We start from the raw sequence: 13,289 nt of genomic DNA on the forward strand, positions 1-13,289 counted from the left end.
CGGCCTTTCGCATGCGCGAAAGCGCTTGTCCTCGCGACTGGGATAGCGAAATATCGGCATGCTGTGAATAGCGCTCGCCATGCGGCCGCCGCGCTGGATCATGGGAAAGCACGATACGTAGATTCAAAATGTTACTGCGCCCCTTTCGCATCCGGTAAGACGCGCGGCGCTGTCGGGCATTGGAGACTTTCCTTCGCCTCTGGCCCACAGATATGCAAGCCGGGCTCTTCATCATAAGGAATGATGCCATTGATGACGCCAAGCTTGAACGCTTGAGAGGGAAGCATAATCGCTTGATCGATTGCCGTCTCGAGCATCATCGTCTGGTATGGCTCGGCACTGACGCCCATCTCATCGAAATAGCCGATGAATTTCGCATATTCAGTCGTCTTGGGTCTGACGAGGCCGATGGCTGAATATCCGGCGGTCCGCGGCGCTCCGCTCATCAAGACAAGAGTACAGGTCGAAAGGCAATACGCACCACTGGTAAAGACTTCGCCTTCGGTCAGCCCGCTTTCGGCGGTGCCGGCTTTGCAACGCGGGTCCTGCTTTGGACAATTCGGCAACTGCGTTCTGCCGATCGAGGTCTCCAGACCTGCAGCACGGACCATACGCCCCATAGCGAAAGCCGCGTCCATATCCCCGCCATTGGACTGAAGGACGATCGGGAGTTTCCTTTCGCCGAGCGTCTTCAAGATCGCTTCCAGCTGAGCTGGCGTATCCGGCGTGATGTCTCCATCCGCGGAAATCCATTGTGTGCACTCCTCCCGACAATTGCCATTGGACATCAGGAGAAAATCCATGGGCCGTGTTTTCGGCAGGCTCTCGCTTGCGCCTGCGGACGCATTCTGCACGGGCGTCTCGGATACCGGCGCCTCAGCCGCAGACGTCTTGACCGCCCGATGTCCGTGGCAGACAGCCTCGGCGGCTGCATCCGGTGCGCAAAGCGGCATTCCCGGCCACTCGCTGTAAGACAGCATGCCGGTCATGAGGCCTATTCGAATTGCCTCTGCGGGCGGCACGATCTTGATGCTGTCCGGCTTGGCGCTCATCATATGATCCACCAGATCCTTATCGACCCCCATCTCCTTCAAATAGGCCATTAGGGCGATGCTGGCCTTCTTGCCGAGCTTGGTGGAGCTGCTCTGCCCGGCCGATTTGCGTCCGACTTCCTTGCGGGAGATTTCTTTCCTCCTGCCGTTCACGATCTTGTATTCGATACGGTAGGAAACGCGCACCCTGTTATAGATCGTCGTGATCTGGTGAACACCGATGAACGCCCATTGCGACGCGACACGCGACGTACCGCCCGCAAACGCCAGCGGGCAGGCGGAAAAACAATATGCGCCGTCCGAATAGGTGTTACCAAGCGCGGTCCCGTCCTTTGAGATGGCGGCAGCGCAGCGCAGATCGTCCGGCGGGCAATCCTTCAGCCTGGTGCCGCCTACTGCCGTTTCCAGACCCGCTTTGCGGATCATCCGGCCCATCGCATAGGCGGCATCGACATCACCGCCCTCAGAACGGAAGACGATCGGCGGCTTTCGGTTACCGATCGTCTTGAGGATTTTTCGCAGTTGCGCGGGCGTGTCGGAGGTTATGCGTCCCTCTGCCGATATCCATCCCGGACAGTCCTTCATGCAGAGAAGATGGTGCACGAGGATGAAGCGCATCGGCGGCTGCCCTGCCGCCTTCGGCCCGGCTGCCTGCGAGGTCGCGGCATCGATCGGCAAGGTCAACAAAAGAAAAGCAAGTATTGCCAGAGAAAACAGATGCTTAAAATGCAGGCAGAATGCAAAGCGCACGATTAAATCGCCTCAGTTGTACATGTTAATACGCCTATCAATTGCATCGTGCCGCAGCAAGCCAGTTTTCGGCGCCTCTCGGCGCCCAGGCTCTTCCGGCGTGATTCTCTTCCTGCCCGGAGCAGGCGGTATCCACAGCTGTCCCGCCGCAGCAGAAGTCAAAGATACCACAACGCTACTTGCACAGGCCGCAACTCAACCGGGGCGCGCGCAGTCGTGACTATTTCTGCGCCTTTCGACCTAATTGGCTTGAGATAAGGCAATTGGGGCTAGCATCCGGCAGTGTTTGTGTATTTGATAGCGTTAACATTGAGGCTGCCGGGGCGTAAAAATGTCTTACATGACCACCTCTGAAAGACAGTCGTTGCTTTCGGCGGAACTTGCTGTTGCAGGAACACGCGGCCTGTTTGCACAAGGACTCGGGAGAGTCTCCGCGGCCTTCGGACTGTCCTATGCGACGCTGATGCACGCTCCCTCGCCCGAAGACCTCCTCCTGAAACCGCTGCTGATCGAAAGCTCGCTTCCCGCGGCCTATATCAGAGATTTCGATCGCGCCAACATGATGCGTGGTTGCCCTTTCGGCGTACGGTTGAGGGAGTCGGCTGTGCCGCAGGCCTGGCACCTCAACGATGCCGTCAATGGACAGGCCTTTCCGGCCGAGCTGCGCGCCTTGATGCTGCGCCATGCGATACCTGCAGGCGTTGCCATGCCGACCATTGCAGTCGATGGCCGGCGCCTGGTCTTCTGGTTCTGCGGCGAACGTGCGGCGCTCGGCCAGAGCGAGGTCAACGAGCTGGCGATCATCATCCTGCATGCCCTCGACGCATTCAATGCGGTCAGGCGCAACGAGGAAAATGCGCACAATGCGCTGTCGGCGCGGGAACTTGAAGTCGTGCGCTGGACGGCACAGGGCAAGACCTCGATCGAGATCGGCCAGATCCTGACGCTCTCCGATCATACGGTGAATGCCTATATGACCAATGCGATCAAAAAACTCGATTGCGTCAATCGCACCCAGTTGGTAGCAAAAGCAATTCGATTGAAGCTGATCAGCTGAAAAATCAGAAGAGGGTCTGCACGTCATCCCGTGAATTGGGGGAATCGTGTCTCTTCGCTTCGAACAGCCTGTCGTCGACAAGATAGCACAGTCCCGCGCCCATATCGGCATCACCGATGCGGAAATCGTTCAGATGGTTGCTGCCTATCGCCTTTTCGGCTTCTGGCGCATCGACATCGAAACCGGACATTTCTTTGCAAGCGAGGATGTGCACGCGATCTTCGATCTCCCCTATAGCGACCGGCTGATCAATCTGGCCGAACTGATGTCTCGCATTCACACCGAAGACCGCAGCCTGATCGCCCAGACCTTCGAGGAGGCAAGCCTTCACGGCGTCGGCTTCCATTTCGTCTATCGCGTTGACAACCGGCTCGGCGGTTACAAGTTGGTGCATCGGCCGCTTCCGTGACGATGCCAGCGGCGGCGGCATCGTCGGCGTCACCTATGAATTCGTCGAGAAGCTGCGCGTCGTTGGCTTCGAGGATCATGCGGCGCGCCGCTGACGCGCAACGCTCTAACGATCGAGCACCGACCGGATCTCGACGAGGTTCGAGCGCACCCTCAAGATATAGAAGCCCATGGTCGCGAGGTGGCTCGGCATGATCCAGCCGTCTTCGCGGCCGTTCGAGATGATCGAGGGCTGGATGCGCAGTGCCGCCTGGAACTGCCGCGTGGTGCCGCTCCAGATCGCGCCGAGATTGCGTTCCTGCACCACCTGCGAGAAATCCGCCTGCGCAGCGGTCAGGATGGCGTAATAGGCATAAAGCTGGCCGTAGGCGAACCAGAACCGATCGTCGGCACGCGTGTCGAACCAGCCGCGATTATGGTGTTCCGAGCGCTCGGCGAGCATGTCGGAGGTGGCGCCGAGATCGTTTGCGATGCGGTCAATGAACTGCATCAGATTGTCGGCGCGGCCGTCGAAAATAACGTTGCAGGCGGACAGATCAGTATTGAACTTGCGTAGGCTGCCGATCGCCGAGCGGTAGTAGGAAGGCGTCGGCGTTTTAGGCCCGAAGGGATTGAGCCCGAAATACCAGCTATATTCGTCGAACTGCAGATTGCCGCGCGCGCTCTGCAGATCGTTGTTGATGCCAGACGTGCCGCGCACGCGCCCGAGTGTATCGACAAGCTCCGCCGAGGTACGCCGGACTGCCTGGTTGATGCCGCGCTGGAATGAGGCCTTGTTGTCGAGGAAGGGCGTGTGATCCCAGTCGATCCCGAAGAAGCCCATTTTGTAGAGCAGCATGGAAGAAATCCATGCGTTCTGGTTGACGTTGAAATCGGTAAGGTCAGCCGTGACATCGACAATGGCTGAGCGCTGACAGGTCTTGGTGGCCGCTCCGCTCGCGCTCTCGGCGGACGGCAGTTCCTGCCCGGCAGCAATCTTGCGTTCCGAAAACCGGTATTGGTCGACGAAGGCGGTGTTGAAGTTCGACCAGACCTGCGTCTGCCAGAAGAAATAGCCGTAAAGTACGGCGAAGAGCGCCACGAATGCGATGATCGGCAGCCGGATCAGCCAGCTCCGGCGCTGGTACCAGCCATGCGCGGCAAGAAAGGGCCAGAAGGCCCAGGCGAAAAACAGGCGGGCCCAGCGGCCGATCGTCTGGCCGATCAGCCTGAAAAAACCGGCTATCCGGTCAAGCATCGTCGTCTCCTGTCAGGCGAGGCGAACACCGGGACATCGCCGCCCCGCTGCATCCACATATGCGCTCGTCAGGCCGAGCACAACACGAGCGCCTCGATTTTTACGAATGAAAGCAGCGCGGACGGCGCGGGGCACGGATTAGGAACGCAGGAATGGCAACCTGAAGCGGAAGGACCCGCGCGCCGTATCGATGAGCGGCGCTCCCGGCGTTTCCGATGCCGGCTCGCCATAGGCCGGAAATTTTCCGGCGACGTCGAGGTCGGCCCGGCTCTTGCGCCGCTCCAGATCCTGGGCGACCAGCATGCCCTTCTCGAACAGCCTGATCGGGGCCGCAATATCGGCGAAGAGTTCCGGCTTGATCCTGACCTTCATGCCCGGCCGGTCGGTATCGACCTGCGCCTGATAGATGATCAGCCGCTCCTCGACATCGATCATCAGCTTGCGCAGCAAGACGTTGCAGGCACCGATCCGGCCATTCAACGAATCGACGAAAGCCTGGAACAGGCCGATGAAGCGCTCGCGCCGCTGACTGTCGTCCCGCATCTCGTGCTCCTCCGCCGAAATTCGCTCGGCCTCTGCCTTCAACGCCCGTCGCTCTGCCTCCATCTGCTCCCAGTGCGCCCTGTTGCCATAGACGCCGATGCGGCCCTGGGTCGTCAGCGCCTTGGCATTGAGCTCCTTCATTTTCAGGCGGGCGATATCGATGGAATCGACCAGCCGGCGCCGTTGCTCGACAATGCCCACGAGACCGTGTTCGGCTATCTTGTGGCGTTCGATGATCGAGGTGCGCTGGCTTACGATCAGCTTGGCGAGCGCGTCCGATTTTGCCAGGAGGTCGAGCAGCCGCTCGATGACCGGCGCCTCGCGCACGCGTTCGGTATACATGCGCCACATTCTCTGGCGCGATGTCCAGCCGGCCATTTTCTCGCGCAGCGTCAATCCGCGGAAACTATCGAGATCGGCCGAAACCTCCGCCGTCATCCGGTCCAATGTAAAGACCAGTTCGGCAAGCAACGCATCAAGCGCTGCGCCATCGGCGATATGGGTCTGGAAGCGCGCATTCTGTTCGAGAAAAACCTCGTCGGCCGACCGCGTTTCGTCGCTGTCAAAGCCGCGGATGCAGGCTTCGCAATAGGCTCCCTCGGCCGCAATCTTTTCGGCAAGGCCGCCTGCGGCTTCGTACTGGCTGTCGAATGGCGGAGGTTTGCGCACCTGATCTCCCCGGAGAATCTCCTACCCAAGCTAGCCGCTCCAGACGCCGAAGAAAACCGGCCCTTTCATCGCCTCACACAGGCTCGGCGATCCAGGCCCCGTTCATTTCGTCGTCCCAGTGCCTGCGGCAGAGAGAGACATATTTCTCATTGCCGCCGACATCGATCTGCGCCCCTTCATGCAGCACCTTTCCCTGCGCGTCCAGCCGCACCACCATCGTCGCCTTACGCCCGCAGTGGCAGATCGTCCGCACCTCGCGCATTTCGTCGGCGATCGCCAAAAGCTCCTGTGAGGCCAGAAACAGCTTGCCCTGAAAATCCGTCCTCAGCCCGTAGACCATGACGGGGATACCGAGCCGGTCGACGATGCGGGCAAGCTGCCAGACATGGAGGGGCGTCATGAAATGCGCCTCGTCGACGAAGACGCAGGAGATCGGCGCCCCTTCGCCGCTCAGCGTCATGACCAGTCGGAACAGATCCTCGTCCGGTTCGAAGGGAATGGCGCTCGCCTCCAGCCCGATCCGCGAGCCGATGACGCCGCGGCCGGCGCGCTCGTCGAAGGCGGCGATCAGCTGCACCGTACGCATGCCGCGCTCCTGATAATTATAGGAGGCCTGCAGCAGCATCGTCGACTTGCCGGCGTTCATCGTCGAGTAGTTGAAATAGAGCTTTGCCATCCGATTTCTCCTTGATCAGCTTATTGAAAGCTCGGATTGGCAAAGAAAAGCCCCGCAACGGTGATAATCACAGGAATTGACGCCCAAAACCGGCCGAAAGCCGCGAAAACCCGCGACTGCGAAAAATCTGCAGACGTCGCAATCGCACCCGTCGATACGACGCAAACACACTGAGGTCGCTTGTCAAACTGGGTTATTGGTGATTGGCTTGGGGACCTAAAGACTGGGAGTCTAAAATGAAAACAACAAGCACATTCAAACTCGTCACTGCAACTGCCGTCGCCGCCCTCTCCGTTGCGACCGCCGCCTTCGCCACCGATCCCGACAGCTGCTCCACCGTCCACTTCTCCGACGTCGGCTGGACTGACATCACCGCCACGACGGCGACCGCCTCCGTCGTCCTGAAAAGCATCGGCTATCAGACCGACGTCAAGGTCCTCTCGGTGCCGGTCACCTACACCTCGCTGAAGAACAAGGACATCGACATCTTCCTCGGCAACTGGATGCCGACACAGGAAAAGGACGTCCGCCCCTATATCGATGACAAGTCGGTCGAATCCTTCGGCCCCAATCTGGTCGGCGCCAAGTACACGCTCGCCACCAACGCCAAAGGTGCAGAGCTCGGCATCAAGGACTTCAAGGATATCGCCGCCCACAAGGACGATCTCGACGGCAAGATCTACGGCATCGAACCCGGCAATGACGGCAACCGCCTCGTCATGGATTTGATCGAAAAGAACACCTTCGGCATGAAGGATATGGAAGTTGTCGAATCCTCCGAACAGGGCATGCTCGCCCAGGTCGCTCGCGCCGAGAAAGCAGGCAAGCCCGTCGTCTTCCTCGGCTGGGAACCCCATCCGATGAACACCAACTTCAAGCTGACCTACCTCACAGGCGGCGACGACGTCTTCGGTCCCGACTTCGGCGGCGCCAAGGTCTACACGAATGTCCGCGCCGGCTACCTCGGCGAATGCCCGAATGTCGGCGCGATGCTGAAGAACCTGACGTTCTCCCTCGACATGGAGAACCAGATCATGGGCAAGATCCTCGACGACGGCAAGGAGCCGGAAGCCGCGGCTACCGAATGGCTGAAGGCCAACCCGTCGGCACTCGAGCCCTGGCTCGCCGGCGTCAAGACCCGCGACGGCAAGGGCGACGCGCTGGCGGCCGCCAAGACCAGTCTCGGCCTTTGATCACATGAACGGGGCGGCTCGCCGCCCTGCTTCATTTTTGTCCGATTGTTAGTTTTTTCTGGATAGGCGCGCTCTTGAATTGGATCACCGACTCTAAGATTCCCATCGGCCCATTGGCCAAATCCTTCGTGGACTGGCTGACCTCGAATGGCGAATGGTTCTTCAACCAGCTTGCCTTTCTGTTGTCGCACGTCATCGACGGCCTGCTCCTCGTGCTGCAAAAGCCGCATCCGCTGATCGTCATCGCGGTCATTTCCGCACTCGCCTTCTGGCTGCGGCGGTCGATCGCGATCACGCTATTTACCTGCCTTGGGCTGCTGCTCATCATGAATCAAGGATACTGGAAGGAGACGACGGAGACGCTCGCGCTCGTGCTCGCCTCCACCTTCGTCAGCATGGTGATCGGTATTCCACTCGGTATCGCGGCCGCCCGCCGCGCCTGGGTCTATGCCGCCATGCGCCCGGTACTTGATCTGATGCAGACCATTCCGACATTCGTCTACCTGATCCCGGCGCTGATCCTGTTCGGCCTCGGAATGGTTCCGGGCCTGATCGCGACCGTCATCTTCGCGATCCCCGCCCCCATCCGGCTGACGCGCCTCGGCATCATCTCGACGCCGCCCTCGCTCGTCGAAGCCGCCGTCGCCTTCGGCGCGCGGCCGATGCAGGTGCTGCGCAAGGTCGAGCTTCCCTTCGCCGCGCCGCAGATCATGGCGGGCCTCACCCAGACCATCATGCTGTCGCTGTCGATGGTGGTCATCGCCGCACTCGTCGGCGCCGATGGTCTCGGCGTGCCGGTCGTGCGTGCGCTGAACACCGTCAATGTCGCAAAAGGCTTCGAAGCCGGTCTCTGTATCGTCATCCTGGCGATCATTCTCGACCGCATGTTCCGCACGGCGGGTGAAGGAGACGGCGCATGACCGCGGTAAGCTTCAAGGATGTCAGCATTATCTTCGGCGATCGGCCGGAAGCCGCCCTTGCCATGGCCGACCAGGGCAAAACGCGTGACGAGATCGGCGCCGCGACCGGCCTGGTGCTGGGCGTCGCCAATGCCTCGCTGACGATCGAGGAAGGCGAGATCCTCGTGCTGATGGGCCTTTCCGGTTCGGGCAAGTCGACCTTGCTGCGCGCCGTCAACGGGCTCGCTCCCGTGGTGCGCGGCGACGTCGCGGTCTCCACGACCACCGGCCTCGTCAACCCTTATAAATGCAATGCCAAGGCGCTGCGCGAACTGCGCACCCACACCGTCTCCATGGTGTTCCAGCAGTTCGCTCTCCTGCCCTGGCGCACCGTCGCCGAAAATGTCGGCTTCGGTCTCGAACTCGCCGGCATGCCGGAGGCCGAACGCAAGGCCCGCGTCGGTGAGCAGCTCGAACTCGTCAACCTGACGAAATGGGCGAACCGCAAGGTCAACGAACTGTCAGGCGGCATGCAGCAGCGTGTCGGCCTTGCCCGCGCCTTTGCCACCGGCGCCCCGATCCTGCTCATGGACGAGCCGTTCTCGGCGCTCGACCCGCTGATCCGCACCCGCCTGCAGGACGAACTCCTGGAATTCCAGCGGCGGCTGAAGAAGACCATTCTCTTCGTCAGCCACGATCTCGACGAGGCCTTCCGCATCGGCAACCGCATCGCCATCATGGAGGGCGGCCGGATCATTCAGTGCGGAACACCGCACGACATCGTCAAGAACCCCGCGGACCAGTATGTCGCCGACTTCGTGCAGAACCTCAATCCGATCAACATGCTGACCGCCGCTGACGTCATGCAGCCCGGCCTTGGCCAGACGGCCGCCGGCATGAGCGTCAGCGCCACGGCCCGTGCCGCAACCCCGCTCGTCGATGTCCTCGACGTGCTCGCCCGTCAGCCGGGCAGCATCGGCATCGTGGAAAACGGTACGGTCATCGGCACCATCACCGCCCAGGATATCGTCGCCGGCCTCACGCGCCATCGCCGCAAGGAGGACGCTTGATGTTTTCGATCCGCTTTGCCACAAAGCGGATATGAAAGATCAGCCGTCGCCCTTACGCGAAACCGACGACGAGGCCCGCAGGCTCGCCCGTGTGCTGTTGCGCTCCGCACGGTACGCGGCGATCGCCGTTCTCGATCCCGACACCGGTTTTCCCTTTGCCAGCCGGGTCCTCCTCGCCACCGATATCGACGGCGCCCCCGTCATCCTGGTTTCGAAACTTTCGGCTCACACAAAGGCGCTCGCAAGAGACCCGCGCGCCTCGCTGCTGGCCGGCGAGCCCGGCAAGGGCGATCCGCTTGCCCATAGCCGGCTGACGACCCAATGCATGGCGGAGCCGATTGAGCATGGTCATCGGTTCCACGAGCGCATTCGCACCCGTTTTCTCGATCGCCATCCCAAGGCAAATCTCTATATCGATTTCCCCGATTTCCTCTTCTTCCGTCTCAAACCGGAGCAGGCGAGCCTCAATGCCGGCTTCGGCCGAGCCTACCATCTCGACGGAGGGGATCTCATCATCCAGTCACCGGCAAACGAAGAGATCGCCGCCAAAGCGGCCGAAACAGTGCGAGATTTAGTAGAACGCCATCCCGATGTGACGGAAGCCCTTGCAGCGCGCTTAAAAGCCCCGAAATCGGCTTCTTGGCGCATCTGCGGCATCGATCCGGCGGGTTTTGAGATCATTTCCGGCGACTTTTTGCTGCGATACGAATTCGAAACGCTCGCTGTGGATTCCGATCACATTTGTTCAAACATATCTAAAATAGCATACTCGATACCTTAAATTTAGGTATATACAATCTTCGAGCCCAGTTGCTAATTTTGCCGCGGGCTCCGGCAGACAGCCCTTATCAGATAGATGATGTACGTTTCGCATTAGGAAGATAACAATATGGAAACCCCCGATTTGGCTGACCACACGAATGTGGCGGCAGCACTATTGTCAGCCATGGCCAATCCCAAAAGATTGCTGATCCTGTGCAGCCTGGTGAAGGGCGAAGTCGCCGTCGGCGTACTTGCCACACAAGTCGGCCTCAGCCAGTCGGCGCTTTCACAGCACCTTTCGAAACTGCGCGCGCAGAAGCTGGTCAAGACCCGCCGCGACGCCCAGACCATCTACTATTCGAGTACTTCCGAGCCTGTCATGAAGATCCTGGCGACGCTCGAAGACATCTACCTTGTTCCGAGCAGAAGCAGATCCGCAGCCTGATGATAGCGCTGACATAAGCGTTGGCCGCTATTCCAGCAGCTGAACTCTAAACGACCGGCAAATCTCGCGATTTGCCGGTCGTGCTTTTTTGTCGGGACTTTTCTCGTTGACGCGTTGGGAAGCCCTGATAATTTGACCGGGCAGTAAAAATTCGGGCGACAAGCCCCCGGGAACGGGCCGCCAACGGCCAGGAGAACAGCATGTCCAACCGCCTCAATGCACCGAACGATCTTCGTGCCTTCTGGATGCCATTCACGGCAAATCGCCAGTTCAAGAAGGAGCCGCGGTTATTCGTCGGCGCCAAGGACATGTATTACGCCACCCATGACGGTCGTCAGGTGTTGGACGGTACCGCTGGCCTCTGGTGCGTCAACGCCGGCCACTGCCGCCCGAAAATCACCGAAGCCATCCGCGAACAGGCGGGCGAACTCGATTACGCGCCGGCTTTCCAGCTCGGCCATCCCAAAGCGTTCGAACTGGCGAACCGCCTGGTCGATATCGCTCCGGAAGGCATGAACCACGTCCTCTACACCAATTCCGGTTCCGAATCCGTCGAGACTGCCCTCAAGGTGGCGCTTGCCTATCACCGCGTGAAAGGTAACGGTTCGCGTTTCCGCCTGATCGGCCGCGAGCGCGGTTATCACGGCGTCAATTTCGGCGGCATCTCCGTCGGCGGCATCGTCGCCAACCGCAAGATGTTCGGCACGCTCCTGACCGGTGTCGATCACATGCCGCACACCCACCAGCCCGGCAAGAACAACTTCACCCGCGGCGAACCCGAGCATGGCGGCGACATCGCCACCGAACTCGAGCGCATCGTCACGCTGCATGACGCCTCCACCATCGCCGCCGTCATCATCGAGCCGGTGGCCGGCTCCACCGGCGTCTTGATTCCGCCGAAGGGCTACCTGCAGAAGCTGCGCGAGATCTGCACCAAACACGGCATCCTTCTAATCTTCGACGAAGTCATCACCGGCTTCGGCCGTCTCGGCGCCCCCTTCGCCGCGCAATATTACGACGTCAAGCCCGACATGATCACCACCGCCAAGGGGCTGACCAACGGCGTCATTCCGATGGGCGCGGTGTTCGTCACCTCCGAGATCCACGACGCCTTCATGAACGGGCCGGAGCACATGATCGAGTTCTTCCACGGCTATACCTATTCCGGCAACCCGATCGCTTCCGCTGCAGCCCTCGCCACGCTCGACACCTACAAGGAAGAAGGTCTGCTCACCCGCGCCGCCGAGCTTTCGGATTATTGGGCCGACGCGCTGCATTCGCTCAGGGACTGCCCCAACGTCATCGACATCAGGAACACCGGTCTGATCGGCGCAATCGAACTCGACCCGATTGCCGGCGAGCCGACGAAACGCGCCTTCACCGCCTTCCTGAAGGCCTATGAGAGCGGGCTTCTGATCCGCACGACCGGCGACATCATCGCACTCTCCCCGCCGCTGATCATCGAGAAGCAGCATATCGACGAACTCTTCGGCAAGCTGAGGACCATCCTTCAGAACAACATCTGAAGACGCTCACGAGGCTCAGTACCAAAGACCCGCGATGGACAATGTTCTCGCGGGTCTTTTCGTTTGAAAATGCAAACCTCAGCTCACAGAGGCGACGGAAAGGCAGAGTGCGAACTTTTTCAGGAGCTGGCGATCGAAATGCCCCTCGGCGCCGAACATCCATTTCAGTGCCTGGCTGGCACTCCACGGCGCCTTATATGGCCGCACAGAGGTAATGGCGTCATACACATCGCAGATCGTGGCCATCCGCGCGTGGAGGCTCACCTCGCTGGCGGGCAAACTGCGCGGATAGCCTTTGCCGTCGATACGTTCGTGATGATTGAGGCATACGTCGAGAACGATGTCCGACATGCCCTCCTGCCGCGACAGGATCGCGTGCCCCTTCTCCGGATGGCCCCGAAGTAAGCCGATCTCATCCTTTTCCAGGGGCCCCGTCTTGTTCAGCACCTCAAGCGGAACTTCAAGCTTGCCGACATCGTGCAGCAAACCCGCGGTGCCGAGCATCTGAATTGTATGCTCGTCGAGTGCGAGATGGCGGCTGAAAAGGATCATCAGCGCGCTCACCGAAATGGAATGCAAAAAGGTTACCTCGTCCTTTGATTTCAGGCGCGTGACGCTCAGGAACACCGCGGGGTTCTCATCCATCGACTTGGAGACGGACGAAATCACCGGCGCCACGTGATCTATGCTGACTCCATCGCCGTTTCGCAGCTTTGCGAAAGCCTCTTCCAACAACTGCACTGATTTCTGGACGGTCTCTCGCGCGGCCTGAATGTCGATCTCGACGTCACGGCCCGGCAGGCCGTTGGTATCGAGCCCCTTGCTGGTATTGATGACGACGCTGGCAGTGCCGCATTTACGAATTCTTACAGCATCGACTTCGCGCCGCAGGGAAAATCTGCGCTTGCACAAAAACGGATCCTGCCACAGGCCCTCGATAACCTCCACAAACATTCCGATACACACCTGACCGGCGTCGATACGCTTGAGCATCAGATCTCT

At 60.0% G+C, this 13,289-nt stretch carries 12 protein-coding genes and 1 pseudogene; 8 read left to right on the plus strand and 5 right to left on the minus strand.

Going from position 1 to position 13,289, the window contains the following annotated elements:
* Window positions 1-131 precede the first annotated feature (131 nt).
* Window positions 132-1,670 (minus strand): hypothetical protein, encoded by a 1,539-nt coding sequence (locus Tal182_RS16890; RefSeq protein WP_245344860.1) that lies wholly within the window; start codon window positions 1,668-1,670, stop codon window positions 132-134.
* A 463-nt stretch (window positions 1,671-2,133) separates the two neighbouring features.
* On the opposite strand from Tal182_RS16890, the gene Tal182_RS16895 reads away from it, so the two are divergent.
* Window positions 2,134-2,859 (plus strand): LuxR family transcriptional regulator, encoded by a 726-nt coding sequence (locus Tal182_RS16895; RefSeq protein ID WP_085860162.1) that lies wholly within the window; start codon window positions 2,134-2,136, stop codon window positions 2,857-2,859.
* Between the two features lie 46 nt (window positions 2,860-2,905).
* Window positions 2,906-3,362 (plus strand): annotated as a pseudogene (locus tag Tal182_RS16900) (PAS domain-containing protein).
* A gap of 11 nt (window positions 3,363-3,373) precedes the next feature.
* Here Tal182_RS16900 and Tal182_RS16905 read toward each other — a convergent pair.
* The 3 genes from Tal182_RS16905 to Tal182_RS16915 form a co-directional block, all read right to left on the minus strand.
* Complete coding sequence (locus tag Tal182_RS16905) at window positions 3,374-4,504, minus strand: DUF2333 family protein (RefSeq protein ID WP_085860163.1); 1,131 nt, start codon at window positions 4,502-4,504, stop codon at window positions 3,374-3,376.
* Between the two features lie 138 nt (window positions 4,505-4,642).
* Window positions 4,643-5,716, minus strand: coding sequence for a hypothetical protein (locus tag Tal182_RS16910; protein WP_085860164.1), 1,074 nt, complete (start codon window positions 5,714-5,716; stop codon window positions 4,643-4,645).
* Between the two features lie 73 nt (window positions 5,717-5,789).
* Window positions 5,790-6,392 (minus strand): thymidine kinase, encoded by a 603-nt coding sequence (locus Tal182_RS16915; RefSeq protein ID WP_085860165.1) that lies wholly within the window; start codon window positions 6,390-6,392, stop codon window positions 5,790-5,792.
* A gap of 236 nt (window positions 6,393-6,628) precedes the next feature.
* On the opposite strand from Tal182_RS16915, the gene Tal182_RS16920 reads away from it, so the two are divergent.
* From Tal182_RS16920 to Tal182_RS16945, 6 genes are all read left to right on the plus strand, one after another.
* On the plus strand, window positions 6,629-7,585 hold the full coding sequence (locus Tal182_RS16920; RefSeq protein ID WP_085860166.1) for a choline ABC transporter substrate-binding protein: 957 nt from the start codon (window positions 6,629-6,631) through the stop codon (window positions 7,583-7,585).
* A 74-nt stretch (window positions 7,586-7,659) separates the two neighbouring features.
* Window positions 7,660-8,505: a choline ABC transporter permease subunit gene (gene choW / locus Tal182_RS16925; RefSeq protein WP_011426322.1), complete on the plus strand. Its 846-nt coding sequence runs from the start codon at window positions 7,660-7,662 to the stop codon at window positions 8,503-8,505.
* Complete coding sequence (choV, locus tag Tal182_RS16930) at window positions 8,502-9,554, plus strand: choline ABC transporter ATP-binding protein (RefSeq protein WP_064804161.1); 1,053 nt, start codon at window positions 8,502-8,504, stop codon at window positions 9,552-9,554. The genes choW and choV overlap by 4 nt, the downstream gene beginning before the upstream one ends.
* A 31-nt stretch (window positions 9,555-9,585) precedes the next feature.
* Window positions 9,586-10,335 (plus strand): pyridoxamine 5'-phosphate oxidase family protein, encoded by a 750-nt coding sequence (locus Tal182_RS16935; RefSeq protein WP_085860167.1) that lies wholly within the window; start codon window positions 9,586-9,588, stop codon window positions 10,333-10,335.
* 108 nt (window positions 10,336-10,443) lie between these two features.
* Window positions 10,444-10,761: a metalloregulator ArsR/SmtB family transcription factor gene (locus Tal182_RS16940; RefSeq protein WP_064684394.1), complete on the plus strand. Its 318-nt coding sequence runs from the start codon at window positions 10,444-10,446 to the stop codon at window positions 10,759-10,761.
* Between the two features lie 200 nt (window positions 10,762-10,961).
* Window positions 10,962-12,287, plus strand: a complete 1,326-nt coding sequence (locus tag Tal182_RS16945; protein WP_085860168.1) for an aspartate aminotransferase family protein — start codon at window positions 10,962-10,964, stop codon at window positions 12,285-12,287.
* Window positions 12,288-12,365: 78 nt separating this feature from the next.
* Here Tal182_RS16945 and Tal182_RS16950 read toward each other — a convergent pair whose 3' ends face one another.
* On the minus strand, window positions 12,366-13,280 hold the full coding sequence (locus tag Tal182_RS16950) for an HD-GYP domain-containing protein (protein ID WP_085860169.1): 915 nt from the start codon (window positions 13,278-13,280) through the stop codon (window positions 12,366-12,368).
* Between the last annotated feature and the right edge of the window lie 9 nt (window positions 13,281-13,289).

Source organism: Rhizobium sp. TAL182 (assembly GCF_002117725.1).
Classification (GTDB): Bacteria; Pseudomonadota; Alphaproteobacteria; order Rhizobiales; family Rhizobiaceae; genus Rhizobium; species Rhizobium esperanzae.

What these genes read in the sequence shown, in the direction of transcription:
- choV (WP_064804161.1), top strand. Translation starts at nt 8,502, where the DNA reads ATGACCGCGGTAAGCTTCAAGGATGTCAGCATTATCTTCGGCGATCGG.
- Tal182_RS16940 (WP_064684394.1), top strand. Translation starts at nt 10,444, where the DNA reads ATGGAAACCCCCGATTTGGCTGACCACACGAATGTGGCGGCAGCACTA.
- Tal182_RS16920 (WP_085860166.1), top strand. Translation starts at nt 6,629, where the DNA reads ATGAAAACAACAAGCACATTCAAACTCGTCACTGCAACTGCCGTCGCC.
- Tal182_RS16915 (WP_085860165.1), bottom strand. Translation starts at nt 6,392, where the DNA reads ATGGCAAAGCTCTATTTCAACTACTCGACGATGAACGCCGGCAAGTCG.
- Tal182_RS16890 (WP_245344860.1), bottom strand. Translation starts at nt 1,670, where the DNA reads ATGCGCTTCATCCTCGTGCACCATCTTCTCTGCATGAAGGACTGTCCG.
- Tal182_RS16905 (WP_085860163.1), bottom strand. Translation starts at nt 4,504, where the DNA reads ATGCTTGACCGGATAGCCGGTTTTTTCAGGCTGATCGGCCAGACGATC.
- Tal182_RS16950 (WP_085860169.1), bottom strand. Translation starts at nt 13,280, where the DNA reads ATGCTCAAGCGTATCGACGCCGGTCAGGTGTGTATCGGAATGTTTGTG.
- Tal182_RS16935 (WP_085860167.1), top strand. Translation starts at nt 9,586, where the DNA reads ATGAAAGATCAGCCGTCGCCCTTACGCGAAACCGACGACGAGGCCCGC.
- Tal182_RS16895 (WP_085860162.1), top strand. Translation starts at nt 2,134, where the DNA reads ATGTCTTACATGACCACCTCTGAAAGACAGTCGTTGCTTTCGGCGGAA.
- Tal182_RS16945 (WP_085860168.1), top strand. Translation starts at nt 10,962, where the DNA reads ATGTCCAACCGCCTCAATGCACCGAACGATCTTCGTGCCTTCTGGATG.